Genomic DNA, 25670 nt, shown 5'->3' on the forward strand with positions numbered 1-25670 from the left:
TATCTACTCTAATCACATAACCAAAGAATTTCAAGGTAAAATATCGAATAAGTTAGTAAAGAAATTGTTGCAGTATAGATAGATGGGGTTAAAGAGGAATTAAGAAACCAATGACAAATAATATTCCAGTAAGACGACTAAATTTTAAAGTTGAACTCATGTAAGGAACTAGTTCATCAACAGAATCATAATTTTTTTGCAAGCCAATTCCAGATTTGATTATCAATGGAAAACTCATCAAACTAATCAAAGTCAAAATAGGCAAATAATTCAACAAAACCCCAATTACAATAACAGCATAAGCAAATAATGGGAAAATCCAAAATAATTTTCGTGCTTTGGCTTTTCCAACTGCAATCACTAATGTTTTTCTGCCTTTTGATTTATCAGCATCATGATCAGGAAATGATGCAATAAACAATACTAAAGATGATAAAGTTCCAATGACAATTCCAGCTAGAATGGATTCAATATTGACTTCACCAGATTGAATGTAGAAAGTTCCAATGACAATCATGGATCCCTTTACAGCAACAAAAAATTCACCTAAACCAGAATCAACAATCTTAGTAGAGTAAAAATAGATTGAAAGAATTGCAAAACCCAAAATTATTGCAATCAAAATACCATATGTAATAACAAAATAACTACCAATCAATGCTCCAAGTACTAAGAAAAATACACCAGCACGATAAACAGAAGAAGGTTTGAGTAATCCTTCAGGCAATACACCTGTTCCACCACTCATTTTAGTTCTAGTGGTTTTAGTATCAATTCCTCGTTTGAAATCCCAGTAATCATTAAGCAAATCAACACTTGCATGCAATGCCATCACACCTGCAAATGTCAAAAGAGCATCGAAATATTCTATCGAACCACTTTGATACCAATTTAGTGCCAATCCAGTCATTACTGCAATTACAGAAGCTAAAAGAAAACGAACTCGAATTACACGTAACCAAACTGAAATCATAAGTGATTATGCCATTTTTTAGTATAAAATTCGTTAGTTTCTATTTTAACTAAATTATATACGAAAATATTTCAAAAGGTAGTCATGAGGTTTGGAAAAATTGAAGAAAATGAGAAAATTATCAAATTTAATTTAGAATTAAAATGTAATAATTGTGAAAAAAAAGTTCCAGGAGGAATGAAAACAGGTGAAAAATATTTTCAAACAGAGGAATATTTTGCACAATTAAATGAATTCAAAAAAACATATCTTTGCGGAGTTTGTAGAGATAAAAAGAGAACAGATAATTAGATTTTTTAAACTAAAGACTCATCATTAACTTCAATAGGTTTTCTACCCATAAATCCAGATTCTTTATCATGCCAAAATTTAATTTCAGTTTCGCCATGTTTCCAACATAAGCAAACTTCATCATCAAACCTTTTTGAAGGAAAATCAAGTAATCCCTGATCTATACTTTTTATCATGACTCCAGTACTCTCTAAAATTTCAATTGATTGATAAAATTTAGTAATTGCAGTATTGAGTTTTTGTTTTAATTCCATGTATTTTTCAAAAGAATTTGTAGTAGATACAGTTAGTTGGAGTTCTTTTTCAATTTTTGTTATATCATTTTTTTTAGCCAATGAATATTCAAATTTTTTAATCACATCAGGTAATGCATCATTAGCTTCTTTTGCAGTGAAAAAGGAAAACATGAGTCTTTTCAAAAACCCTTAATTAAAAATCTTAGGTGCAAATTTATTAATCATAGATTTTATTTCATAATATGAGTGAAGATCCATTAGAAGCAATAATTTTACAAACAATTAATGGTGCAATAGCTACTATTCCAGGCTATCTTGAAGAAATTAAGGCAAGTAATGACACCCTAAAAGTAAAAAATCCTGAAGAATTTGTTTATGGAATCGTGATGGGCATGGCATTAGGAATGAGTGGAGCAATATTGAGTGCACAAGAAAAACCACCCACTCCAGAGGATCAAATGAGAGTCAGAGACATAATATACAAACACATTCCAGAAATCCGTGAAAGAATTTTCAATTGACAAAATTCAAGGAATCAGAAATTAGTTTTCTAAAATCAATAGAGGAAGCAAGAATTGCGACATCAAATAACAACATACCACATGTTAAACCAGTTTCTTTCATATTTTATAAAAATACAATAATTATTGCCACAGATTATCAAACAAAATCATTTCAAAACATCAAAGTCAATCCTCACACAAGCATTGTAATTGACAGATATGTTCCAGGAAATCACAAAGCAGTATGTATTCAAGGACAAGTAAAAATTATTGAATCAGGAAAAGAGTTTGCAGAATATTATGAAATGTTTTATGAAAAATTTCAATGGGTAAAAAATGACCCATGGAAGGAAAATGAGGCACCATTTTTACAAATTATTCCAAAAAACCATACAAGTTGGGGATTAAATTAAAAAATTATTCAATTTTATATCTTAAAATTGCTAAAACAGAGTCATCAATTTCAAGTTTTTGAATAATCTTTGGAGACATGGCAAACTCAATTCTACATGAAGTATTTTTTGCCTCTTCTAACATTTTAAGAATATTTTTGAATTGAGGTTTGGTATGAAACAGTGTAGAAACAATTAGGGTTTCCACACTTCCCATTTTTAGCGCACGATTAATTATATTATTTCTTTTAGCAGTTAGTCCTTCCTTAACTAATTTCTCATATTTTTGCATCAATTCTTCCATGTGTTTTTTTCTATACTCATAAAGATGATGAATGATTATCTTATGGATGTCCTTAATAGGAGTTGTAAAAGACAAACCTTCAACAAATCTGCATTTAGAAGTTAATTCAGAATTTAATTCATCGTAGAATTCCGTTTTGCCATTACCACTACCTCCCAAAAGAATTAATTCAGAATTATCAGACATCAGTCTAACTTTATTTGCAACTTTTTTGAAAAAGACATGAATTTTTGTTTGTCTTGCTCTCAAAAATCTTCCCTGACTTTGTCCACCTTTTTTATGCCTTCCTTGTAAATCAATTTTTAATTTAGATTCTTGAATAATTTGACTGCCAATGAATTTTTGTATTCTGGCAGTTTTTTGATCAACTGTTACTATCAAAATAGTATAATTGGTTTTAAGAATATCAGAAAAAGGTTTGACATATGGTTTTTTGTTTACGATGTAAAGATAAGGTAATTTTTTTGAAGTGCCAATTACTTTGAGATGAATTTTACCATCAACAATCCAACCAAAAAGACATAATGTTTTAGTAAATTTACCAACAGATACAGGATTTTTTTTTAATTCTAAAATCTTATTTTCAATTTTCTTTTTAATTTTTTCAACAGAATCCGATCTTTTAGTTTCTTGTAATAATTGAATTGTGTTTTCACCTTTACCATAAGGATAGTAAACAGAAACACATTGACCTTTGACTTCCTTTAATTCAAATACAAATTGATTAATGGACAGCCACTCAGAAGGGTCAATTTCAGAAAATTGGGATACAGACACAGAATTCGAAGAAATTACTTTTTTAATAAGAGTTTGAAATGGAGGTTAAAAAGGCCAAATTCATTGAGTGATGTTTAGTAAATGGCACAAAAAAGTGATAATTTGTCCTAAAAAGTCGTTTTTTTTGAATAAATTTGAAATAGCTTATATACTAATAGCGTTGTGAAATACTGTATTATTTTGGTTCAAGAAGTTTCGAATATGGATACACTTTGTGGTCGTTGTGGAAAACACGGAATTACCACAGATACTGTAACTGGAGAAAGATTTTGTGGCAAATGTGGATATGTAATTACTGAAACCCTACAGGACGCAGGACCTGAATGGAGATCATTTTCAAAAGATGGAGGAGCAGATCCAACACGAACTGGTGCACCAACATCATTGACAATGCACGACAGAGGACTTGCAACAATCATCAATCCGCTAAACAAAGATGCATCTGGAAAACCATTATCAACTTCAATGAAAAGTACAATCGAACGTCTTAGAACTTGGGACAGCAGAAGTAAAGTAAATGCATCATCAGATAAAAATCTCAGACAAGCACTAAGTGAGCTTGCTACATTAAAAGACAAACTTTCACTTTCAGATTCAGTTATAGAAAAAGCAGCTTACATTTACAGAAAAGCTTTAGAAAAAGGATTAGTTAAAGGACGTTCCATTTCTGCATTAATTGCATCAGCATTGTATGCAGCATGTAGAGATACCGAAACTCCAAGAACGCTAAAAGATGTTGCAGATGCAGGAAACATTAAGAAAAAAGACATCGCAAGATGTTATAGACTATTACATAGAGAATTAGAATTAAAAATGCCAGTAGTTGATCCAACACAATGTGTTGCAAAAATTGCAAGTAAGTTACAAATTTCTGAAAAAACAAAACGTTACGGAATTAAAGTTTTAAGAGAAGCACAAGAACATGAAGAATCTGCAGGTAAAGACCCAATGGGACTTGCAGCAGCAGCATTGTATTTGTCATGTGTCAAAAATGGAGAAGACAGAACTCAAAGAGACATCGCAGAAGCTGCTAACGTAACAGAAGTAACAATTAGAAATAGATACAAAGGACTGAGATTAGATCAGAGTATTGAGAGGTAGAATGAGATAATGCCACAAACAAAACCAGTAATTGCAATTGTAAACGTTGTTGCATCTGCAACAATTGATCAGAAATTAGATTTAGTTGATATTACAAAAAAATTCCCAGATGTAGAATATCATCCAGAACAATTCCCAGGAGCAGTATTTAGATTAAAGAATCCAAAGACTGCAACGTTGCTATTTAGTTCAGGTAAAATGGTATGTACCGGTGCCAAATCTCAAGAATTAGCAGAAACAGCTGTTTCCAACGTTGTTAAAATTTTAAGAAAAGGTAAAATTAAAATCAAAAAAGACGCCGTAGTTTCAATTCAAAATATCGTATCATCAATCAACCTTGGAGGCAAAGTCAACTTGGAGCAAGCAGCAAGAACACTTCCAAGAAGTATGTACGAACCGGAACAATTCCCAGGTCTTATTCACAGAATGCTTGACCCAAAGACAGTCATCTTGATTTTTGCATCAGGAAAACTTGTTTGTGTTGGAGCTAAACTTGAGAAAGAGATTCATCGCTCAGTACACCAAATTCATAGTCTATTAGAAGAAAAAGACTTGATGGTTTACGATTAATTAAAAATTATTCATTAATTTTTAATGGAATTTCAATGCTTCCAAAGTTTTCATTAACTCTAAAACTATAACTCTTTGAAGAATCATATTCAAATTGATTTCCACCATATCCAATATTTGGACCAAACATCATGTTAAAAATAACAGAGGTTCCAGGATTTATTGGAATTTGGCCAGATACGAAATCCATGCCAGCATATTTGAATGCCTTTGAACCATCCCAAACATCATAACTACAGATAGACGGACCTGTGCACTTTAATGAAATTACTTCATTGCCAGTATTTTCAGCTAAAATTCTTAATCTTAGCATTGCTTGACCAGAAGAACTGATTTCAAATTCATTTCCAAAATTTCCAATTCCAGGATAATAGTAAGTGATTGGACCTACACCATATTCATTTGAAGATTTTTTAAATTCTATAAATTCAAGATTTTGTTTTATTTCCTTTTCACAATTTAGTCGCTTGTATGTAGACTTGATCGATTGACATTCAGTTAGCAAAGGATCGACATTATCAGAAACTAATTCAACAGAGTCATCACTAACGGATATGATTCCAGTTTTTACAAGATGTGTAATCCCACTAAGAAAATCAGATTCAGTGATTTGGCCTTCTGCCCACCAGCCAGCATTATTTTTTACCCAAGCAGGAATTTTATCACTTTTTTCTGCAGATGAGGTTTCATTTATTTCAAGAATCTTTTCTTTGATTAAAAATTGAATACCTTGAATGAAAGCATCATCATCAATGTCATCATTTGCCCACCAGCCTGCATTATTTTTAATCCATGATGGAACTTGTTCAACAGATAAAGACATACGGTATTTTGAATCTATATTGTCAAGTAATGGCTGCATATTTTGACCAGATATTTTTACAATTGCAGCTGAGAATATTTCAGATGTTGAGCCATCTGGCATTGTAAAATCAACATATTTTGCATATACAGTATCACCAGGCATTGAAACTAGTCTATTTTTTACAGTATCACCAGAGTCAGCAACAAACACACGACCTTTGAAAATACCACTGTAAACTCCTGTTTCTACAACTTGGATTTCAAGGCCAGCTGGAGAAGAATCAGACCACACAGATATCATAAATTTATCAGCAAAATTTGGATATTCTTTTTTATTCATATCATTATCATGTACATAGATATCAACAAACGAATTTGTTGAAATGATTTCTTGTTTCCAATACATAGTACCAACATTAGAGGATTCAGCAAAGGCTATTGGAATTGAAAAAACAAGTAATGGAATGATCAAAAATAAAAGATTCATGAAATTTTTTACTTTTTTTAATTATATAAAAAGTGGAACTAGTAAGCAATAGTGCTAAATAAATAAAAATAAAATAAAAATAAGAAAAAGAAGTCTTATTCTAGGTCTAGGTGAACATCCAAACTACCAAATGGTTCATTGATTCTGAATGTGTATGTCTTTGAAGGATCATATTCAAATTCAGTTCCACCATATCCAATATTTGGACCAAATAGAATGTTGAACTCCTTGGCTGTTCCAGGATTTAGGTTGATTTGTCCACTAGTGAAATCCATGCCAGAATATTTGAAAGATTTTGAACCGTCCCAAACATCATAGTTACAAATTGAAGGACTTGTACAATTCAAACTAACAATGTCTGAAGAAATGTTATCGGCCAACATTCTGATATTCAAAATTGGTTGTCCTGTAGGACTAATTTCAAAGGTGTTACCCTCAGAATTTACACCAAACCAATAATAATTGATTGGTCCTACTTGCATTAATTCAGCACCAGTTTTGTATGTATGAACAAGAATTTCTTGTTTAATTGGCTTTTCACAATCAAGTCTTTTGTAGGCCTTGACTATTTCTGAACATTTCTCTAATTCAGCTTCAAGAGAAGCAATTACAGGGTCATCGCTTGATGATGTAGATTTTTGTTCCTTTTTAGCAGATGCCATTTCAGTAGCAGCCTTTGCTACATCACTAGCTTGTTCAGGTAATACTTTCATGATTCCTTCTTTGATCAAGAATTGAATTCCTTGAACAAATGAATCGTCATCTATGGTACCATCAGCCCACCAGCCTGCGTTGTTTTTAATCCAGGATGGGATTTCATTACTAGAACTTACTCCTTGTGTGGTTGGAGGAATTTCCATGATTCCTTCTTTGATCAAGAATTGAATTCCTTGAACAAATGAATCGTCGTCAATTGTTCCTTCTGCCCACCAGCCTGCGTTGTTTTTTACCCAAGATGGTACTTCTGCATATACAGACGAAACACTTGAGCCAACAAGCAGCAATACGGCAATTGTTGAAATTGCTGTTATGAGAGTTTTCATTACAGAGAAATTTGGTTAATTATATTTAAAATGGTGCCAAATCATTTTCTAGTGCTAATTGTTTTCAAAAAATATAGTGCTAACCACTAATTGGTTAGGAGTTGTTTATATGCAAATTGTAATCGATCATCGTGTATGTCAAGTTACGGAATTAAAAAAGGATGAAACCATGATGCAAAACTATCACAAAGTGTTAACTCAAAAAGAAATCAAAGAATTTGTTCTAGATAAATTTCAAAATGTAAAAAAAAGTAACAAAGTAAAAGAATTAGTTGAATTTCAAGCAATGAACAAGTTTTTGATAATGGCCCACAATCAAGAGGAGCTCAAGGTATTAGGCAGAATTGTTGCCAGCAACAAAAAAGTAAAATTTTCAGAAATGTTAGAAGAGTATGAAAAAAATCTCGGTTTATGTTTACAGTTTAAACCTACAATCAAAACACACAGCAATGTAATAATGCATATTTTTGGTTTTTTTTCCAAGGAGTTTTCTCATCTAGAAAGAGACAAATTTTTTGATTTATTAAAAAATTATAAAAATGAAACAATCACAATAGGAGACATACTTGCAGAAATTCATCCAATAGTATTCAGATTTAATAAAACATACCTTGCTGGACAAACATATTTTCTACTATATTCTAATCCAGCAAATGGAAATATATTCAAAATTTTAGAAAATCAAAAATAAACACATCATTTTAGAAATATTAATAGAAAAATACACAGTTAGAACAAAAACTTAGAATCAAACTTATGCTTATAATTAATTCAATAAATTAAATTTCATATGTTCAGTGTAATTATGTTACAATGTAAAAATTGTCATAAAATTTGGACATGCAACATAATCAAAAATAACAAATTATGTATTGAGTGTAGGAATAATTAAAAAATCACTTAAAATTATGAAAAGTCAGTATTATAAACCGGTCTGGCACCTTGAGGTACCTCTGCAGAAGCAGATTCAGATACAGGTTTTCCTCGGACTTGATAAACTCGTACTTTATGAAATACATTGTGGGAGGAGAATATAGCCAATCCAGCAATTGCCGCACCAATGAAATTTCTAATTGTAATTTCCAAGCTAGGCTCAGATGCGACCAATGAGAGTTCAAATACAACATAAAAGTTATCAAATAGCCAAAATGCCAGAGTAACCCAAGCAAGAATTCCACCTATCAAATAACCCAAACGAGCCTTCTGTTTGACAAAAGATATTGCAAACAAAATAGCAGCATACCAAATCAATGAACCAATTAACCAAGGAATTTCCCAAACATCAGTTCTATCATCTAACCAATAGTAGGTGGTACCAATGAAAGCCATTGCACATAAAGTAATTAAGAGAATTTTTTGATTCATTTTATACGAAGTTTTTTCTCCTTCAGATTTAGAAATAGAGTTGAAAGATTTTGCTTCTTCCCTAGCAGTCTGAATTGCTTGAGTCATATGTTCTAATTGAACGGGTATCATTTTTTGTCCAGTTTTATCTTTAACAACAGAATCATGCACCAAACTATCAACAAGAGGTCTTGCCAAAGATGCTTTAACTGGAGTTACTAAATCAATCCAATATGAAGAAAGTCTAGGAGTTAAGAAAGGGATTTGAATAATCATTAAATTTCTATTAAGGATAGAAGAATACAATCTCATTAATTGTTCATATGTCATTGTATCAGGTCCACCAATTTCTAAAATTTTTCCTGCAGTTTCAGAATTTTTCATTGCACCAATTAAGTAATCAACAACATTTTCAACTGCAATAGGCTGTGTTTGGGATTTAACCCATTTTGGACAAACCATGAAAGGTAATCTTTCAACTAAATATCTCAGCATAGCATAAGAACCACCTTCAGCACCAACAATTACAGATGCTCGTAATTCAGTTACAGGAATAGATCCACTTGCCAGAATTTTTCCAACATCATGTCTACTTCTCATATGTTTTGATAATTCTAAACCTTCATTGACTAAGCCACCGAGATATATGATTCTCTTTACACCAGAATCAGTTGCAGCCTTTAAGAAATTTTGAGCCTGCTGTTTTTCACGATTAGCAAATTCAGCCCATTCTTTTTTTGAGCCTTCCATGGAATGTAGTAAATAAAATGCTGTTTCAATGCCTGTTGTAGCCTGGGTTAAAGAGTCAACATCAAATGCATCTGCCTGAACACGTTTAACAGTTTCAGTATCAGGGTATTTTGATCTAGACATTGCCGTGACTGTAAATCCAGAATCAGTTAATTTATTCAAGAGTTTTTTTCCAATAAAACCACTAGCACCAGTTACCAAAATATCGTATGGCTTAGTTTGCGTAACAATCTCAGACAATCTTAAAACACATCACTTAATTTTTTTAATTTTCTTATGTCAGTGATTTCAATATCACTACTTCGTGTGACAATTTTTGCAAGTTTAGGATTTGCTTTTTCTCCTAATTTTAACACAGGTTCACCTTTAAAATGAACTTCAATTGTAGTTTTTTTCTTTGCTAAATCTTTTGCAAGTTCTTTTGCTTCAGAAAGTTGTTTTAGAAATCCAGGCATTTTTGTAATTTCAATTGGAATATCAATTACATCAATAATTTTTGTGCTGCCATCAACACGAAAATTTATCGTAGGTTCACCGTCACATGTCACGGTTAGTTTGCCATTATCTAAATAAGATAAAAAATTAGCGGGTAGATCAAAGTTTTTCATTCTCATACCACACTCTATTTTTTTGCTGTAATGGTAAGTTTTCCACTTAGGGAGACTGTACCAGTTGGGACAACTTGCTTGTCTTTCATAATCTTACCTGCCATCTCAAGATTGTCAAAATCGTAAGTGATTGCGGCGTGTTTTTGTGTAAGTTTGTCAAAGATTTCTGCAAGAAGGTTTGCCCATTCTTGTTCTTCTGTACCTGCCATGATAATGTTTTTTGATTTATGATATTTAACCGAAAACATAACTCTACACTAGTGCTAATAAATTAAATTTATAAAATATTGGCACTAGCACTGATGGTTACCATTAGTTATATATCGAAAAAATCAATAATTGTAATGGTCTACATTAGGGCTAAAAAAGTCAAATCAGATCAATATCTCTATTTAGTAAAAAGTGTCTGGGACTCAAAAAAGAGTACATCAAAACAGGAGATTGTAAAATATCTAGGAAAAGCCTCAGAAGTAATAAAAGATGACATTCCCGAGGAATTCAGAAATGATCCCAAAATATTATCAGTTTTGGCATCATATAACCCTGAAGACATAAAAAAAAGAGAAGATGCGACAAAAAAATCAAAACAGCAATTATTTAAAAAATTGACAGATGGTAACCTGGAGGAATGTATTAAAATTTATAAAAATTACGTGGACATATTTAACGTACCAGACTTTTTTGACAAGATTCTAAGACCCGTAATGAGCAAAATAGGTTCAGACTGGGCAAATGGCAAATTAGCAATCGCAACAGAACATGTTGCCAGTAATGTAGCACAAACTTTAGTAAAAATCATTATGGAACAAGTATCAGGTGCAGGAAATAAAAAGAAAGTAATGTTATGCGTACCCGTGGGGGAAGAGCACCACATGGGATGTGATGTGTTGGAAACATATCTTACAATAAAAGGATTCAAAGTTTTCAATATGGGCACATCAATTCCGACAGACTCAATTATGGAATTTATCAGTATGAAAAAACCAGATGTTATTTTAATTTCAATAACAATTGAAGATAACGTATCTGCAGGACAAAGACTAGCAAAAAAAATTAGAGAATATTGTAAAACACCAATTTTAATCGGAGGATATGCATTACAACAGGACAACCCTCCAAAATTTGAAGGTAATGTGGTAGGCGATATGAGTTTAGAAGAGATTCCAAAAATTATTAGAAAAATACCATTAACTAATTAAGAATTTAAAAAAGATTCGATTTTTGGAGCACATAAAATTGAGCTGTGTGCAGCAGAATCAGTTCCAATTCCATAACTCACAGTAGAGTCACCGACAAAAAACAAGCCATCTATTCCAGGAATTTGATGAGGCATTTTTGATTTCCAAACTTTTCCAGGTTCTTTTACAACAGACTCCACTAGTTTCCAGGCCATTGGACGTTCCCATAATAATGAAGAGTCAAATGTTGGGTAAATTGATGATATCTCTTGCTTCATTTTGCTGACAATACTTTTAATTTTTTCAGGGTCCTCAGTTTCAGAAGGTAATACAGGAGTTCCTGCAATTATCAAATGCTCACCTTTAGGAGATACAGAAGGAGTAATGTTTGATATGAAAAAAATGCCCTTTGTGACATAATTATCACCTACGGGAAATACAACTTGTCGTGTGTCAATTTGAGAATTTAATGCAAAATGAACTTCAACTACAGAAGTTGTTTTGTTTAATTTATCAATTTTTTGAACAAATTTTTTATCAATTACATTTTCATCAAATAATTGATTCAATGCAGTGTATGCAGGATAAGAAATAACAACAGAGTTTGTTTCAATAAACTTTTCAGAATTAGGTGAATCACTTACAACAACTCCAGTAACTTTAGAGTTCTCAACAATCACTTTTTTTACAGATTGCTTTGTATGGATTTCACCTTTCTTTTCTAAAATAAATTCACCTAGAACCTTGCAGATAGAATCATATCCACCACCATCAGGATATGCAAATTCGCTAGTACCGCCCTTAAACGGATTTGCTCTAATAATGGTTCTAGCAAATTCACCTAAAGATATATGATCTGCAGTGTCGGCAAAAGCTAACATGCATACGGCTTCAAAGAATGCATTTGTATCAGCATCCAGATCACTAGTAATTTTTGTTAAAGGTATTTCATCCCATAATTCAGTTTTTTCTATAGAAGAAAAAGCCAAGGGCAATAATAATTTCAAAAGTCTAACTCTACTTTTGAATGGAATTAAGGATAATTTTAGTAAATCAACCATCCCTTTTGGATAGATATGAAAACCGGTTTCTGCATAAAATGCAATATCATCAACTTTTGCCAATTTTAATCGAGATTCTATTCCCAAATTTTTTAAAATAGTAAAGATAGCAGATTTTTTGTAAAATGGCATTATGTGAAAACCGTTATCCAAAATGTGATTTTTGTATTCCATAGCAGCGGTCCTCCCACCCAATTTTGAAGATTTTTCTAAGATCATTACGTTATGACCGTTGTTTGCCAACATTGCACCCGTAGTTAATCCACCAACACCAGCACCAATTACAATTGTCGGTAAAGACATGCCTAAATTCAATAATTTTTGTATTTAACAGAGGCTAACTTAATTTTATAGTGCTAACTAATCTTACATGGATTTTGCATATAATTCTGCACAAATAATGAATTCAGACATTACTGAATCCATCTTTTTTAATAAAAGAATTTTTAAAAAAGGAACAAATTTTAAAATTCCATTTAATTGTAAATTAACTTCAATAGAAATGTCAGTGCCAGATGAATTAGAATCATAGGTTTCAACAAATGATGTCCCCTTTGCAGGGCCAGTCAAAATAAGCACTTTATGTAAATTAGGCTGGATTATCACATGTTTTGTTTTAATTTCAATTTGCCTACCAAGGAAATCCAGATATTCTAAAACAATTTTTTCATTTGAAGAATCACTTATAATTTTTAAAGATTTAAAATAATCCGGCATTACCTTATGAAAATTTTCAACATCGGTACTAATTTTAAAAATTAAATCCCTGTTTAATTTACTTTTTTGGATAAGAGTAAAACTACTCATTTGCAATAGGAGTTTTTAGAAAGTCCCATAAATTTGATTTTATGATGTTCATATCAGGATAACATTTTTGAATTTCTAAACATAAATTTGCCAATGACTGTTTAACAGCATCAGTTTTTTCAGGGTCAGTTGCAGGCAATAGTCTAATTGTAGTTCTGTCCTTACCAGTCATTACTTGAATAAAATAATCATGATGAGAATTATCAATTACAACTGTTGAAAATAAGGCATTTTTGCCTTGAACATCGGTATACATCTCATGAATTTTGATCAGCGGAGATTTTTGAAAAAGAGGTTTAAACAATATTGCAAAATCAAAAAGATTGATTTTTTGATCCAGTACAATATGAGGCATAAATTTCTGTCCGATTCATTGTATTAAAATACAAAAATAATATGTAAATAGTGCTAACTAAAACTCAATTTCCTAGTGGTAAATGAAGAAAATAATTTTTACGAGTAGAAATATTAGCACTAGAGAAAATTTCTTTGATTTGTTATATAAAATGAAAGCATAAAGTGTTCATGTTAACTGAATTAGTACATCAAGAAAATTGTAAGAAACATGAAATAGTTACAGACATGCATACTGGGGAGATTGCATGTAGTAACTGCGGAATAGTATCATCAGAACCAATTGTTGATCTAGGAGCTGAAATGCCAGGAGGAAGTTCAGCAGATTACCAAAATAATTCAAGAGTTGGAGCAAAAAGATCTTTAAAGATGATAGACATGGGACTGTCTACATTAATTGAAGCTAAAGATAAGGACGTAACAGGTAAATCACTGTCAGTAGAAAACAGACGAATGTTTTACAGATTAAGAATGTGGGACAGAAACAGTCGCTCAGCTGTCACATCAAAATCGTTTCAAAAGGCATTCACTTTACTTGATGCAATAAGTTCAAAGCTAGGTCTGCCTGAATCAGTAGTCGAAGAAAGTGCATATTTGTTTAGAAAAATTGCAGCAAGAAAGATTCTTGCAGGAAGATCAACAGCAGCTATGTTATCTGCCACAATTTATGCAACATGCAGAATTACAGATACGCCTAGAACACTACAAGACATTTCTGATGCAGCAAACATTAAGAAAAAAGTTCTACAAAGAACATACAGATTCCTTGCAAAAGAGATGGACATATCACCTGAGTCATACACACCATCAGAATTTGTCACCAGAATTGCAAAGGGGTTAACTTTGTCAGAAAAAACACAAAGACTTAGCTTCAAAATACTTGATTTGTGCGCAAAAAAGCACGTTTCTACAAGTAAAAATCCAATGGCCATGGCAGCAGCTGCAATACACCTAGCAGCAACAACCAATGGTGAAAAAGTATCACAGCTAAAAATATCCAAAATGTCAGGAATTAGTGCTGTTACCATAAGAGAAAGAAGAAAAGAAATTGTCAATAAGATAGGAGATGTAAAAGTTGGGTAGAACTTGTAGAAACATCTGCAAAAGACATCAAGCTGAATCAGTACCTAATAAAATTAGGTATGAGATAGGACAGAAACGTTGCACATTTTGTGGTATTTTTCTTGAATCCGAAGATGTTAGATGCATTTGTTGCAAAGCAGTGTTAAGAACAAAACCTAGAAGTAAGAAAAAGTAGAATATTTTAAAATATTTTATTATTTTCTATCTTCTAAATATTTTATTTCTCAAAATTATTAATGATAACATGACAGGAATTCCAACAAGTATGGAAATTCCAATAGCAAGTCCAGCGTAATCATTTACAAAAATTCTTGTATCAAACCAAGCTTTAGGTAGTATAGTAAAAAAATCAGCACCAGAGAAATCCTCAATAGTACCAATAGCTAAACTATATTTTCCACTTTGATTTTTCTCATCTAATACTAAAATAAAATATTGTCCATCTTCAGGAATAATTGTATTAACCTCCTGTCTCTCCCAATAAGTTACCTGACCAAAAGGTTCGTAAAATTCATTTCCAGGATAATCTCCTTCATAAAGAAATTTTTGAACACTGGATTCTATATTTGCAGAAGGTCCATCTCCTTTATACAAATCATCATTCATTAGAATTAATGAAGGAGAATATTTTTCCAATCCTTCAAGATTTGGAATTACAATACTTGCATAAAATGAATCACCTTTTTTTGCATCAAAAGTATAAAATTTGGATTCTTCCACGCCTAGATTCTCATAAATTGCCCATGAAATTTTATGATCCGGTATTACTAATGCAGAATCAAAATCACGATGAGAGTCATCATGACTAATTAATTTATGGCCATATGCAGGAGATATAGAAATTAACATCATAACAAAAACTAATAAAAATAATTTTTTCATACCATTTTCTCAAAAAATTAGTATTTTAACAAAAGCATGAAATCAAGATTGTTAGCACTATAGAAAATTCCAAAAATTATTCATATACAAAAAAAAATTAAAGTGTCTGTTGTTTAGTGAGGAAATTAAATGCAATACATAGAAAGAGAGTTAGCCCCAGATACAAAGATACCAATTAGAATTGGATTCATCAAACCCAATGGGGCTCCATCAATTATTTCATTATGGTATATCGATATAAATGGAAAAATCTATTGTGCAACACAAAAAACTGCAAAAATTATTCATTACTTGGAAAATAAACCCACATGTGGATTTGAAATAGCAGCAGATCAACCCCCATACAAAGGCTCACGAGGTGAAGGAATTGTTAAAATTATACCATCTAAAGGTCCAGAAATTTTGAAAATTTTAATTAAAAAATATCTAGGAGATAAAGAATCCACATTATCAAAATTCCTATTAAGTCATTCAAAAAATGAAATTGCAATTGAAATTACACCAAAAAAAATATTTCATTATGACTATTCAAAGCGCATGAAAGGAATTAGTTATGAATGACGACGGATGTCCCACATGTGGTTCAAAAAATTTTGGCACAATAGAAATGAAAAAAGATGTCAAAGGATTAGTGAATTGGAAAAAACAATGTTACAATTGTAAAAAATTTTGGAACGGTTCAGATTATTAGCACTATAACTAATAATTACCACTATTTTAAATAAAAAGAACTACTAGTAAGATTGAATACAATGCAACAGACAACACAACAAAAACCACCAGTATTGAAATTTTTAGCAATAATTTCAATCGCTACGGCAGTAATCTTGGTGCTTACAATTACACCATGGAACATTATGCCAACATCTGTAACTGAGGATGTTCAAGTCATTGCAACAACTGAGATTGGATGTATAGGAGAATCAGCACTAGGACATTCAGTGGTCGTAGAAAACTGCCAAGCCAAAGTGGGTGACATAATATCTGCCACATTCTACGTTCCAGCACTAGAGCAAAATGGATATTATGACAAAATCCAGGAGAAATTAGAGAAGGTCACCCCTTAACTCTATTTTTTATTGATAACATCATCAAAACAAATAAGAACTGAAAAAATATTTGAAAATTATGTCAAATAAAGTCAAATGTTCACACATACTAGTTGAAAAACAAAGTCAAGCACTAGAAATTTTAGAAGAAATCAAAAATGGTAAAAAATTTGGTGCCGCAGCCAAAGAAATTTCCACATGTCCCAGTAGCAAAAAAGAAGGAGACCTAGGATACTTTACAAAAGGAATGATGGTAAAAGAATTTGAAGATGTTGCATTCACATTAAACATCGGAGAAGTATCCCAACCAGTAAAAACAGAATTCGGATACCACATCATTAAAAGACTAGGCTAAAAAAGTCAATTGTAATGACAGTTTTAAACGAACAAACATTAAATGATATTTTACAATATTTAGAAAAGTCAATTAATAATTTGATGTCAGACGGATTAGATAATTTAGAAATTAATGGTGGAGAAGAAATGAAAAAATTTCTAGAAAATCAATTTGACATACGCTTAGAAAATTTACTAATTTCAAAGAGTAGCAGCATACATCACCTAGAATCAGGCATGAAAAATTTAGTAATACAAAAAAAACAAGAAATCATATCAAAAATTTCAAAACAAATGAATAATTAGATAAACGCATCCAGTCCTGTTTTGACTGAAGGATCTTTATTTTTTTCTAAAACTTTAGTCATTTTAGACCCCATAGACCTTGCAGCAGAAATTTTTCTCTTACCAATCCAATAGTAAGTTTCATCAATTGTATCTTTAGCGATTAATACAACTAATTTTCCAGTATCTTTTCTTCCAGTTCTTCCCCTTCTTTGGATAAATCTAATTGAACTTGGGACATTGTCATAAAAAATTACTTGATTTACTTCAGCAATATCCAATCCTTCTTCGCCAACGCGAGTTGCCACTAAAACCTGAAATTCACCGTCTCTAAATTTCTGTACAACTTCAATTTGCTTTTTTTGTTTTAATCCAGTATCACCTGCTTTTCCAATTAGTATACCTGCAGGAATTCCAAGTTTGTTAAGTTCAGTATGAATCATATCTACAGAATCACGATAACTAGTAAAGATCAATGCTTTTCCAGGAACTGAATTTAAAATTTCTTTTAATTTAGGAATTTTAGAATGTTCAATACCGTTAGATTTTGCCTCCTTAGCTAAAGACAGTGCTTTTGTAAAATTAGGATCAAGTTCAAACAAGTCCTTTACCCCAACACCCTTTTTTGCCTGAGCACGCTTACAGAATTGTAAAAATGGAGTAATTCCATGAGCCTCAAGAATATTTAGTGCATAGTGAATTCGAATTCCAGAAAACAAGGGTTTAGCAGATTTTCGATTTTTAGATAAAACAAACGGTCGCAGTCTTAGCAGCGAAGAAAGAGATTGTTGATCATTTAATGGCAGGCCATTTTTTTTGAGTAAATCATAGCGTTCGTCTAATGCAGATTTTAATAATTTCTGAATGGATTTAAGCTCCATAGGAAGTTCTACGTTTATCCATTCAGTATTAGTTTCCTGAATGTAAGGTTTCACGTCAGGACTAGTTTCATTTCGTTCTGCAACGACAGATATTTGTAATCTTTTCAAAATTTCAGTAGCTTTTTCTTGTTCACTAGGTAATGTAGCAGTCATTCCCAAAATCCGAGTGGATGAATTTTCAAAATGCTCAGCAATACTAGAATAAGCATAGTCACCAGTAGTTCTATGAACTTCGTCAAAAATTACTAAATTGAATTGAGTGGATTTAACAACATTATGATTCATATCATTTCTTGCAACTTCAGGAGTTGCACAGATTATACGATGGTTCCAAAGATCTGTACGTTTTTCAACAGAATCCTCACCTGTAATTAAGACGGTATCATCAATAGTTAGATTTTTTTTTAAGAAATCAAAATGCTGATTAACTAAAACCCTAGTAGGAGCTAAAAATAAAATTGTTCCAGATTTTTTTACCAAATATTCTGAAATTACATGTAATGCAACAGTTGTTTTTCCAAGACCAGTGGGTAAGACAACAATACAATTTTCATTGATTGCCTGACTAGCAAGATTGATTTGATAATCTCGTTTTTCAACAGAATTTTTTTGGATGAATTCTTTTTCAACATATTCAGTCAAAGTATAAACAAAAATTAGAATTTAGGAATTTTATGTTTACTGTGTGATAATTATTATGAATGGATCAATAAATAATTCACATTCAATTAGGCACAAAAAATATAATTTGGATCACACGGCTAACAAGATAAGTTTAGATTATTACTGATTTTAAAGAATTCATGATTTCTAGAGGACTTATTGTAGGAATTATCGTAATCATAATAGGTGCAGGTATGCTCATAATCACTAGCTAAAATAAGAATTTCTTATCGCAATACCATCAAAATGCCACCAGCTATTGTTCCACATATTACAATGATTATCATGCTTTTTCCAGAAAAAACAGAACCAGAATGTTTAGACCATGACATGTTAATTTACTCCAAAAGTGTTACAATATGTAGAATTAGTCTTTTGAGAAAATACTAATGACATACATAGAATCCAAACACTTACCATATTTTACCATAAATTCTTTAATTCATTAAGTTTTTGAATTGTGTCAAATTATCAGATTCAGATACTGTGATACAAATAGAAGTAGAAATACAGAAAATTATGCCATTATTATGTAAAGATTGTAACGGAAGAAGATTTCCTATTGCATTTCCGGATCAAAGAGATGCATTATGGCTATGTGAAAAATGTAAAAATTTTGTAAATATTAAAGATGAATTTGTAAGAGAATGGACAAAAGAGGAGATGGAAGAAAATAAAACAAAGTTAGAAAATTTTCAAAAAGACGTCACCACAGAAAAAACACCTGAGAAAAAAAGACGCAGTGGCGTAAATTAGAAAATGCATTGGAATAAATAATTTAATTTTAGATACAAATTGTGGTATTTCTAAACAAAAAAAGCATCATTAGAAACATAATGCTAGTGATTGGAGGAATTTTGGCACTGGTGTTTTCCATATTACTGATTAATGATTTAGAGTCTGAAACAATCACACAATGGACAGTGATGACATCATACTTTATGATCATTTTCCTAATTATCGGAGCAGTTTTAAGAATCACTCAAAAATAGGCTCAAATATCTTGACCAGTTACTACCCATTCAAGTGTTCGTAGTGCACCTTGATAATATTTCATGGCAGCATCAGGATCTGGCAATTTAGAAACATCAATCAATCTTTGTTCAATATCTTTTCTAAATTCTTCCACTTCTTTTTCAGTTTTCATAAATCATATAGAAATTTTTAAACTATAAATTAATTGATCTTTAAGTTGCAATTTTAATTTATGAAATTAATAAAAATAGATTCTCTACTCTACAGAGTAGAAAAATCGGGAGAATTTTTCATTTGTTTTTTGCGTTACAGATTTTCTGTTATCTATGGTTAACGTAGTGTTACGTATGGGTATCCAGATGTAACAGATGTAGTACCAATGATATCTAATGTGTCAGATTTTGACCATTGTTCACCGTTTGGGCCAACTGCAGGTAATGTTGTATCAACATACTCTACATAGAGAGTATCACCTTCTTGTGCATACAAATTATCACCATTTGATTCTTCATGGTCTTGTATGTAGAAGAAGTATGGTTTTTTCTGTTTCCAGTTACCATCTTGTGTTGCTTCAACTAGAATTCCTGCCAAGTCACTGTCAGACCAAACCCTATAGTTCAAATCAATTTTATTTTTAGGCATATCACCTAAATCTTTCTCTTTAAGTTTGAATTGAACTTTGTTTCGGTCATCTAATGGATATTCATCTTCTAAGAAACTAATTGATGCTACACTCCAACCGTAGGTAAATGTTTTACTTACAGTTTTGTCATCTTCAGGATTGTATTCCCAATTTACAGTGACTGCACCATCTCTACCAGTTTCAATTTTTGCATATTCATCAAATGGGGAATTCTTACAACTAGTTCCACCAAGTTTTGTGTCTACAACACCATCATTATTCATGTCATGATCTGATGCACTAAGTTTTAAACGTCCATAAAACACACCAGAATCTACTGCGGTTTCAATGAATCCTTCAGAATTAGAATCATTACAAATACCTAATTCTGCATTTTTGTTACCATCACCGCGTGCAGTAATTGTTATTGCAGAATCTGAAGTGGCACCAATTCTATCTCTCTTTTCAGAATCAACGTTCCAACCAGGAGCATATATCATAATAGTTACTTTGCCCCACCATTTAGCATCCCCACTAAGTTCTTTATCTAAACAAGTTGCCAGATCCTTAGAGTTTCCACAAAAGAAAATTTTTGGTTCAGCATTGTAATTTTTCATTGCAAAGGACATTCCATTTTTAGAGGATTTCTCATTTCCCACAGGGAAAGTGAAATCAACTTGTCGAGGTGTTGAATTAACATCAGTTAACAAGAGATTTACAAGTCCAGGTTTTTCAAAGGAAATAGTTTTTGTCAGAGTTCCAGATGAAGATGATGTAGTATCAATAATTGTTCCATCTTTAATGATATCAAAATTAAATGATGCGTCATCAATATTTTTCTGGCTCATACCTTCACGAATCTCAAAATTGAACAAATAATCAATTCCAGGTTTAAGTGGACCTGCGGGTTGCCAAGACATTCCAATATCATATTGCCCATCAGAGGTAATTTTTCTCAAATTACCATCATCAACTGCAGCATATGCAGATAGAGGTATGAAAGCAACCATTACGATTGCAGATAAAATCAGTAACGAAGTTTTCCATGTCATTAAAAAATTTTAATTTGATTTGCTATTATACACAAGGAATATTTTTGATAGTAAGAATAGACATGTATGATAAAGAGGTATTCTATGAGGTTACAATTATGAATTTATAGAGTAAAACATTACATAAAAAATACAAATGCCAATTCCATGTAAATTACCAATTTTAAAAAATATCAGCTATCTTAGCGGAGCAATGTTTACATTTTCAATATTTATTCCAATGTTTTCAGAGACACCAACAGAATCTAATACAAGTACATTGACAATTTTATCGATAACAGGAATGGTTATTTCATTTGGAATTGCAATGCGAATTAGAAAAAAATTAGCAAAAAAAAGTAGAAGATTCTAAACTAATTTGTAATTTTCATAAATCCTTCTTGAACTAAGAATTGAATTCCTTGAACAAATGAAGAGTCATCTATGGAACCATCTGCCCACCATCCTGCATTGTTTTTAATCCAAACAGGAATTTCATTACTTCCAGCAGAATCACCTTGTTGTGTAATAGGAATTTTCATAAATCCTTCTTGAACTAAGAATTGAATTCCTTGAACAAATGAAGAGTCATCTATGGAACCATCTGCCCACCATCCTGCATTGTTTTTAATCCAAACAGGAATTTCATTACTAGATTCCATTGTGGAAGAATTTCCAGAGACAATTAAAAATGATGAAGTGTTTACAGTTGATTTAGAATTACCATATTGAGCCTTTACAATAAATTTACCATCAGAAAATTTCTCATTTAATTCAACAGAGTGTGAGAATTTACCATATGTGTCTACAGGTGTCTTTTTAGTACTGATTAAATTTTTACTAGAATCAAAAATAGTGATTCTCAAAGAACGATCCTGATCATATTTGTTTACAGAACCTGTAAAAACAACAGATTCTCCAAGCGAGTAAGATTCCTGATTAGTAATAATTTCAACAGTATAATTATTTGCACTATTATTTTCAGGAGGACCGCCATATCCATAAACAGATTGGCCTAATGCAGAAATAGTAAAAATTGAAACTACCGCAATAAGTAAAACATAATTAAATTTCATTTCAATATTGCATATGTTAATTTGAATTTAAAGGTGAGGAATAAAGAGATTTTAGAAAATATTGATCGCTAATTCAATTATTGCCAACGAGATCCATATATGGAACAATTAGAGACAATTGGTATGAATGATTCTTTTGATAGACCAAATTGGGATGAATATTTTATGTTACAAGCAGAATTAGCAAAATTACGCTCCAATTGTATTACAAGAAATGTGGGGGCAGTGATTGTAAGAGATCACAGACAATTAGCAACAGGGTATAACGGGACACCACCAGGAGTGAAAAATTGTTTTGAAGGAGGTTGTACAAGATGTCAACTCAGAATGGAAGGGAAAATTGAAGCAGGAGCATCACTTGATCGATGTTTATGCAATCATGCAGAAGCAAATGCAATTATGCATTGTGCAATTTTGGGAATTGAGGCAGGAGTAAAAGGAGCCATTTTGTACACAACATTTGTTCCATGCCTAGAATGTACCAAAATGGCAATAACAATTGGAATCAAAAAATTTGTTTGTTTAGACAAATATCCTGAAACAGATTATAATTTGTTAAATGAAGCAGGAGTTGAAGTGGTCCATCTAGATAAAGAAAAAATTGGCAAGTGGGCAAAAGAATTAGCAAGTAAATATGAGTGATTAAATGCAAGTCAAAGTAGAACAAGTTGAAAAAATTGAAACGATGTTGCCAGCAATGTTGGTTTCTGCAACATATGATGGACCAAGTAAATCAGCAATTTTAAAATTTTATGAACCAACACAACAAAAATTATTTTTATGGAAAGATGAAATTGGCCACAAACCATATTGTTATTCAAAATTAACTCCTGAAGAATTAGATTTTTTACAAGAAAGAGAAGATGTTTTAGAAATTAAAACAGTAAAAAAACACGACTACATTCACGATGAAGAAATCGAGGTATCAAAGATTGTAGTAGATAATCCGCTTTCCATTGGAGGAAATTATGGAGAAAGTATTAGAAATCAAATTGAAACATGGGAATCAGACATCAAGTATTATGAAACATACCTATACGACAGACAATTAGTTGTTGGAAAATATTATGAGATTACAAATGGATTACTAAAACCACACAATATGGAAATTTCAGACGAAGTAAAGCTTGCACTAAAAAGTTTGTTGTGGGATAAAGTCGACAGTGAAAGCATGATAGATGCTGAAGAGTTTAAAGAATTTATTTCAGAATGGGCAGATTTACTAAATCAACCAATTCCAAAAATAAAAAGACTTAGTGTAGACATTGAAGTGGAGTTTGATCCAGGGAGATTTCCAGACCCAAAACTTGCAGAAAAAAAAGTTACAGCTATTGGACTCAAAGGAAGTGATGGTTTTGATCAGATTTTTGTGCTCAAAACAGAGGGAACAGAGCAAGGAAACAATGAACTAGATGAAAATATCAAAGTGACATTTTATGACTTAGATAAAGAAAAAGACATGATTGCCGATGCATTCAAAATAATTGAAGAATTCCCATTTGTAGTCACATACAATGGGGATGAATTTGATTTACCGTATTTGTATAACAGAGCAGAACGACTAGGGATTCCAAATGAAAACAATCCATTATACATGATGAGAGATTCTGCAACCCTAAAACACGGAGTACATATTGACTTGTATAGAACATTATCAAATCGTTCATTTCAAATCTATGCATTTAGTCAATCATATACAGATTTTTCACTAAATAGTGTGTCAAAGGCACTACTAGGAAAAGAAAAAATTGATTATGGATTAGACTTTGACAAATTATCTCTTTATCAAACTGCAAACTATTGTTACAATGATGCACAACTAACTTACGAGTTAACAAGTTTCAACGGAGATTTGTTGATGAACTTACTTGTCATCATTGCAAGGATTGGAAGAATGCCAATTGATGACATTGCAAGGATGGGAGTTTCACAATGGATTAGAAGTTTACTGTATTATGAACACAGAAAAAGAAACGCACTAATTCCAAAAAGAGAAGAATTACAAAAAAGAACTGAAGGAGTGATGTCTGACGCAGTAATCAAAGATAAAAAATATCGAGGAGGATTAGTCGTGGAACCAAAAGAAGGAATTCATTTTAAAGTGGTTGTAATGGATTTTGCAAGTCTGTATCCAAGCATTATCAAAGTAAGAAATCTATCTTATGAAACAGTTAGATGCCCACACGAAGAATGTAAAAAAAATTCCATACCACAAACGAATCATTGGACATGTTCCAAAAACAACGGCCTTACAGCAATTATTATTGGTTCATTGAGAGATTTGAGAGTAAATTATTACAAAAGTCTATCAAAAAAAGAGACTTTAACAGATGAGCAAAGACAACAATACACAGTAGTTAGTCAAGCACTCAAAGTGATATTGAATGCAAGTTATGGGGTAATGGGTGCAGAGATATTTCCACTGTATTTTCTACCCGCAGCTGAAGCAACAACAGCTGTTGGCAGGTATACAATTTTAGAGACAATCAAAAAATGCGAAGGAACTGGAATTGAGGTTTTGTACGGGGATACCGATTCATTGTTTATTAAAAATCCAACAGAAGAGCAAATTCAAAAACTCATAGAACAAGCTAAAACGGATCATGGCGTAGATTTAGAAATCGATAAGACATACAGATATTGCGTACTAAGTAACAGAAAGAAAAATTACTTGGGAGTAACAGATTCAGGAAAAGTAGATGTTAAAGGTTTAACAGGTAAAAAATCACACACCCCAGGATTCATAAAAAAATTATTTTTTGATTTGTTAGATGTATTATCAGAAGTAAAAACAATGGAGGATTTTGTAAAAGCTAAAAAACAGATTTCAGAAAAAATAGCAGAGTGTGGTAAAAAAGTTGAAGCAAAAGAAATACCTTTAGAAGATTTAACATTTAATGTAATGTTAAGTAAAGCACCATCAGAATATGTAAAAACAATACCACAGCATATCAGAGCAGCAAAACAATTAGAGTCAATCAGAGAATTAAAAAAAGGAGATAAAATTTCATTTATCAAAATATTAAACAAGCCAGGTGTTAAACCAGTAGAATTAGCAAAAAAAGAGGAGATTGATTCTAAAAAATACATGGAGTTTTTAGAATCAACATTAGAACAAATTACATCGTCTATGGATTTAGATTTCGATACAATTTTAGGAAAACCAAAACAAACGGGATTAGACGAATTCTTTTGGAGTTAAAT

Annotated in this window: 31 protein-coding genes and 2 pseudogenes; 17 read left to right on the forward strand and 16 right to left on the reverse strand. The window is 31.7% G+C overall.

Translation table 11 applies throughout. From position 1 onward, the window contains the following. Positions 1–88: 88 nt before the first annotated feature. On the reverse strand, positions 89–973 hold the full coding sequence (locus NMSP_RS04450; protein ID WP_086907640.1) for a prenyltransferase: 885 nt from the start codon (positions 971–973) through the stop codon (positions 89–91). Positions 974–1057: 84 nt separating this feature from the next. Here NMSP_RS04450 and NMSP_RS04455 point away from each other — a divergent pair, with 84 nt between their 5' ends. Continuing rightward, positions 1058–1264, forward strand: a complete 207-nt coding sequence (locus tag NMSP_RS04455) for a hypothetical protein (RefSeq protein WP_086907641.1) — start codon at positions 1058–1060, stop codon at positions 1262–1264. Between the two features lie 5 nt (positions 1265–1269). Here the strand turns inward: NMSP_RS04455 and NMSP_RS04460 are convergent, their stop codons facing one another. Further along, positions 1270–1671, reverse strand: a complete 402-nt coding sequence (locus NMSP_RS04460; protein ID WP_086907642.1) for a DUF2203 domain-containing protein — start codon at positions 1669–1671, stop codon at positions 1270–1272. Positions 1672–1742: 71 nt separating this feature from the next. Between NMSP_RS04460 and NMSP_RS04465 the strand changes: the two genes are divergently transcribed. Together NMSP_RS04465 and NMSP_RS04470 are read left to right on the forward strand one after the other, a co-directional pair. Beyond that, positions 1743–2021, forward strand: coding sequence for a hypothetical protein (locus NMSP_RS04465; protein WP_086907643.1), 279 nt, complete (start codon positions 1743–1745; stop codon positions 2019–2021). Further along, positions 2018–2416, forward strand: a complete 399-nt coding sequence (locus NMSP_RS04470; RefSeq protein ID WP_086907644.1) for a pyridoxamine 5'-phosphate oxidase family protein — start codon at positions 2018–2020, stop codon at positions 2414–2416. Before NMSP_RS04465 ends, NMSP_RS04470 begins: the two co-directional genes overlap by 4 nt. 4 nt (positions 2417–2420) lie before the next feature. Here NMSP_RS04470 and NMSP_RS04475 read toward each other — a convergent pair whose 3' ends face one another. After that, the gene (locus tag NMSP_RS04475; RefSeq protein ID WP_086907645.1) at positions 2421–3476 is read right to left on the reverse strand and encodes a baeRF10 domain-containing protein; all 1056 of its coding nucleotides are present in this window, start codon (positions 3474–3476) and stop codon (positions 2421–2423) included. Positions 3477–3677: 201 nt separating this feature from the next. On the opposite strand from NMSP_RS04475, the gene NMSP_RS04480 reads away from it, so the two are divergent. Together NMSP_RS04480 and NMSP_RS04485 are read left to right on the forward strand one after the other, a co-directional pair. After that, positions 3678–4577, forward strand: a complete 900-nt coding sequence (locus NMSP_RS04480; protein WP_067956970.1) for a transcription initiation factor IIB — start codon at positions 3678–3680, stop codon at positions 4575–4577. A 9-nt stretch (positions 4578–4586) separates the two neighbouring features. Next, on the forward strand, positions 4587–5147 hold the full coding sequence (locus NMSP_RS04485) for a TATA-box-binding protein (RefSeq protein WP_086907646.1): 561 nt from the start codon (positions 4587–4589) through the stop codon (positions 5145–5147). Between the two features lie 7 nt (positions 5148–5154). On the opposite strand, the gene NMSP_RS04490 is transcribed toward NMSP_RS04485, so the two are convergent. Next, positions 5155–6438: a hypothetical protein gene (locus NMSP_RS04490; protein ID WP_225971237.1), complete on the reverse strand. Its 1284-nt coding sequence runs from the start codon at positions 6436–6438 to the stop codon at positions 5155–5157. 704 nt (positions 6439–7142) lie between these two features. Further along, positions 7143–7403: pseudogene (locus NMSP_RS08755) on the reverse strand (peptidase); the annotation flags it as partial. A gap of 187 nt (positions 7404–7590) precedes the next feature. Between NMSP_RS08755 and NMSP_RS04500 the strand changes: the two are divergent. Continuing rightward, positions 7591–8172, forward strand: a complete 582-nt coding sequence (locus NMSP_RS04500; RefSeq protein ID WP_225971238.1) for a DUF1722 domain-containing protein — start codon at positions 7591–7593, stop codon at positions 8170–8172. A 215-nt stretch (positions 8173–8387) separates the two neighbouring features. On the opposite strand, the gene NMSP_RS04505 is transcribed toward NMSP_RS04500, so the two are convergent. The 3 genes from NMSP_RS04505 to NMSP_RS04515 are packed head-to-tail and all read right to left on the reverse strand — an operon-like array spanning position 8388 to position 10392. After that, complete coding sequence (locus NMSP_RS04505; RefSeq protein ID WP_225971239.1) at positions 8388–9815, reverse strand: NAD(P)H-binding protein; 1428 nt, start codon at positions 9813–9815, stop codon at positions 8388–8390. 2 nt (positions 9816–9817) lie between these two features. Then, a complete protein-coding gene (locus tag NMSP_RS04510; protein ID WP_152023808.1) occupies positions 9818–10183 on the reverse strand; it encodes a hypothetical protein in 366 nt (121 codons plus the stop codon). A 14-nt stretch (positions 10184–10197) separates the two neighbouring features. Continuing rightward, positions 10198–10392 carry a hypothetical protein gene (locus NMSP_RS04515; protein ID WP_086907649.1) on the reverse strand — a complete coding sequence of 65 codons (195 nt, stop codon included), beginning with the start codon at positions 10390–10392 and terminating at the stop codon, positions 10198–10200. A gap of 135 nt (positions 10393–10527) precedes the next feature. Here NMSP_RS04515 and NMSP_RS04520 point away from each other — a divergent pair, with 135 nt between their 5' ends. Continuing rightward, positions 10528–11382, forward strand: a complete 855-nt coding sequence (locus NMSP_RS04520; protein ID WP_086907650.1) for a cobalamin B12-binding domain-containing protein — start codon at positions 10528–10530, stop codon at positions 11380–11382. Here the strand turns inward: NMSP_RS04520 and NMSP_RS04525 are convergent. The 3 genes from NMSP_RS04525 to NMSP_RS04535 form a co-directional block, all read right to left on the reverse strand. Further along, positions 11379–12725 carry a phytoene desaturase family protein gene (locus NMSP_RS04525; protein WP_086907651.1) on the reverse strand — a complete coding sequence of 449 codons (1347 nt, stop codon included), beginning with the start codon at positions 12723–12725 and terminating at the stop codon, positions 11379–11381. The genes NMSP_RS04520 and NMSP_RS04525 overlap by 4 nt on opposite strands. 63 nt (positions 12726–12788) lie before the next feature. Beyond that, on the reverse strand, positions 12789–13229 hold the full coding sequence (locus NMSP_RS04530) for an SRPBCC family protein (protein WP_086907652.1): 441 nt from the start codon (positions 13227–13229) through the stop codon (positions 12789–12791). After that, complete coding sequence (locus tag NMSP_RS04535; RefSeq protein ID WP_086907653.1) at positions 13222–13584, reverse strand: hypothetical protein; 363 nt, start codon at positions 13582–13584, stop codon at positions 13222–13224. The genes NMSP_RS04530 and NMSP_RS04535 overlap by 8 nt, the downstream gene beginning before the upstream one ends. Before the next feature lie 170 nt (positions 13585–13754). On the opposite strand from NMSP_RS04535, the gene NMSP_RS04540 reads away from it, so the two are divergent. Continuing rightward, positions 13755–14666: a transcription initiation factor IIB gene (locus NMSP_RS04540; protein ID WP_086907654.1), complete on the forward strand. Its 912-nt coding sequence runs from the start codon at positions 13755–13757 to the stop codon at positions 14664–14666. A gap of 201 nt (positions 14667–14867) precedes the next feature. Here the strand turns inward: NMSP_RS04540 and NMSP_RS04550 are convergent, their stop codons facing one another. Continuing rightward, positions 14868–15548, reverse strand: a complete 681-nt coding sequence (locus NMSP_RS04550; RefSeq protein WP_086907656.1) for a hypothetical protein — start codon at positions 15546–15548, stop codon at positions 14868–14870. 129 nt (positions 15549–15677) lie between these two features. On the opposite strand from NMSP_RS04550, the gene NMSP_RS04555 reads away from it, so the two are divergent. From NMSP_RS04555 to NMSP_RS04570, 5 genes are all read left to right on the forward strand, one after another. Continuing rightward, complete coding sequence (locus tag NMSP_RS04555) at positions 15678–16109, forward strand: hypothetical protein (RefSeq protein WP_086907657.1); 432 nt, start codon at positions 15678–15680, stop codon at positions 16107–16109. After that, the gene (locus NMSP_RS08465) at positions 16102–16239 is read left to right on the forward strand and encodes a hypothetical protein (RefSeq protein WP_192866135.1); all 138 of its coding nucleotides are present in this window, start codon (positions 16102–16104) and stop codon (positions 16237–16239) included. The genes NMSP_RS04555 and NMSP_RS08465 overlap by 8 nt, the downstream gene beginning before the upstream one ends. A gap of 61 nt (positions 16240–16300) precedes the next feature. Further along, entirely contained in the window at positions 16301–16615 is a 315-nt protein-coding gene (locus NMSP_RS04560; protein WP_086907658.1) for a hypothetical protein, read from the forward strand. Positions 16616–16676: 61 nt separating this feature from the next. Continuing rightward, positions 16677–16952 (forward strand): peptidylprolyl isomerase, encoded by a 276-nt coding sequence (locus NMSP_RS04565; RefSeq protein WP_067956974.1) that lies wholly within the window; start codon positions 16677–16679, stop codon positions 16950–16952. A gap of 14 nt (positions 16953–16966) precedes the next feature. Then, positions 16967–17239, forward strand: coding sequence for a hypothetical protein (locus tag NMSP_RS04570; protein WP_086907659.1), 273 nt, complete (start codon positions 16967–16969; stop codon positions 17237–17239). On the opposite strand, the gene NMSP_RS04575 is transcribed toward NMSP_RS04570, so the two are convergent. Beyond that, complete coding sequence (locus NMSP_RS04575; protein WP_086907660.1) at positions 17236–18741, reverse strand: DEAD/DEAH box helicase; 1506 nt, start codon at positions 18739–18741, stop codon at positions 17236–17238. The two genes, NMSP_RS04570 and NMSP_RS04575, sit on opposite strands and share 4 nt — an antisense overlap. A gap of 474 nt (positions 18742–19215) precedes the next feature. On the opposite strand from NMSP_RS04575, the gene NMSP_RS04580 reads away from it, so the two are divergent. Beyond that, positions 19216–19518: a hypothetical protein gene (locus NMSP_RS04580; RefSeq protein WP_086907661.1), complete on the forward strand. Its 303-nt coding sequence runs from the start codon at positions 19216–19218 to the stop codon at positions 19516–19518. 238 nt (positions 19519–19756) lie between these two features. Here the strand turns inward: NMSP_RS04580 and NMSP_RS08470 are convergent, their stop codons facing one another. Next, positions 19757–19909, reverse strand: coding sequence for a hypothetical protein (locus NMSP_RS08470; RefSeq protein WP_192866136.1), 153 nt, complete (start codon positions 19907–19909; stop codon positions 19757–19759). A gap of 158 nt (positions 19910–20067) precedes the next feature. Then, a complete protein-coding gene (locus NMSP_RS04585; RefSeq protein WP_086907662.1) occupies positions 20068–21411 on the reverse strand; it encodes a hypothetical protein in 1344 nt (447 codons plus the stop codon). 136 nt (positions 21412–21547) lie between these two features. On the opposite strand from NMSP_RS04585, the gene NMSP_RS04590 reads away from it, so the two are divergent. Further along, positions 21548–21763: a hypothetical protein gene (locus NMSP_RS04590; RefSeq protein ID WP_086907663.1), complete on the forward strand. Its 216-nt coding sequence runs from the start codon at positions 21548–21550 to the stop codon at positions 21761–21763. Position 21764: 1 nt separating this feature from the next. On the opposite strand, the pseudogene NMSP_RS08610 reads toward NMSP_RS04590, so the two are convergent. Beyond that, a pseudogene (locus NMSP_RS08610) lies at positions 21765–22043 on the reverse strand (peptidase); the annotation flags it as partial. Positions 22044–22589: 546 nt separating this feature from the next. Between NMSP_RS08610 and NMSP_RS04600 the strand changes: the two are divergent. Next, positions 22590–23108, forward strand: coding sequence for a deoxycytidylate deaminase (locus NMSP_RS04600; protein WP_086908385.1), 519 nt, complete (start codon positions 22590–22592; stop codon positions 23106–23108). 4 nt (positions 23109–23112) lie between these two features. Then, a complete protein-coding gene (locus NMSP_RS04605) occupies positions 23113–25668 on the forward strand; it encodes a DNA-directed DNA polymerase I (RefSeq protein WP_086907665.1) in 2556 nt (851 codons plus the stop codon). The last annotated feature ends 2 nt before the right edge of the window (positions 25669–25670 follow it).

This window comes from Candidatus Nitrosomarinus catalina (genome assembly GCF_002156965.1).
Taxonomy (GTDB): domain Archaea; phylum Thermoproteota; class Nitrososphaeria; order Nitrososphaerales; family Nitrosopumilaceae; genus Nitrosopumilus; species Nitrosopumilus catalinensis.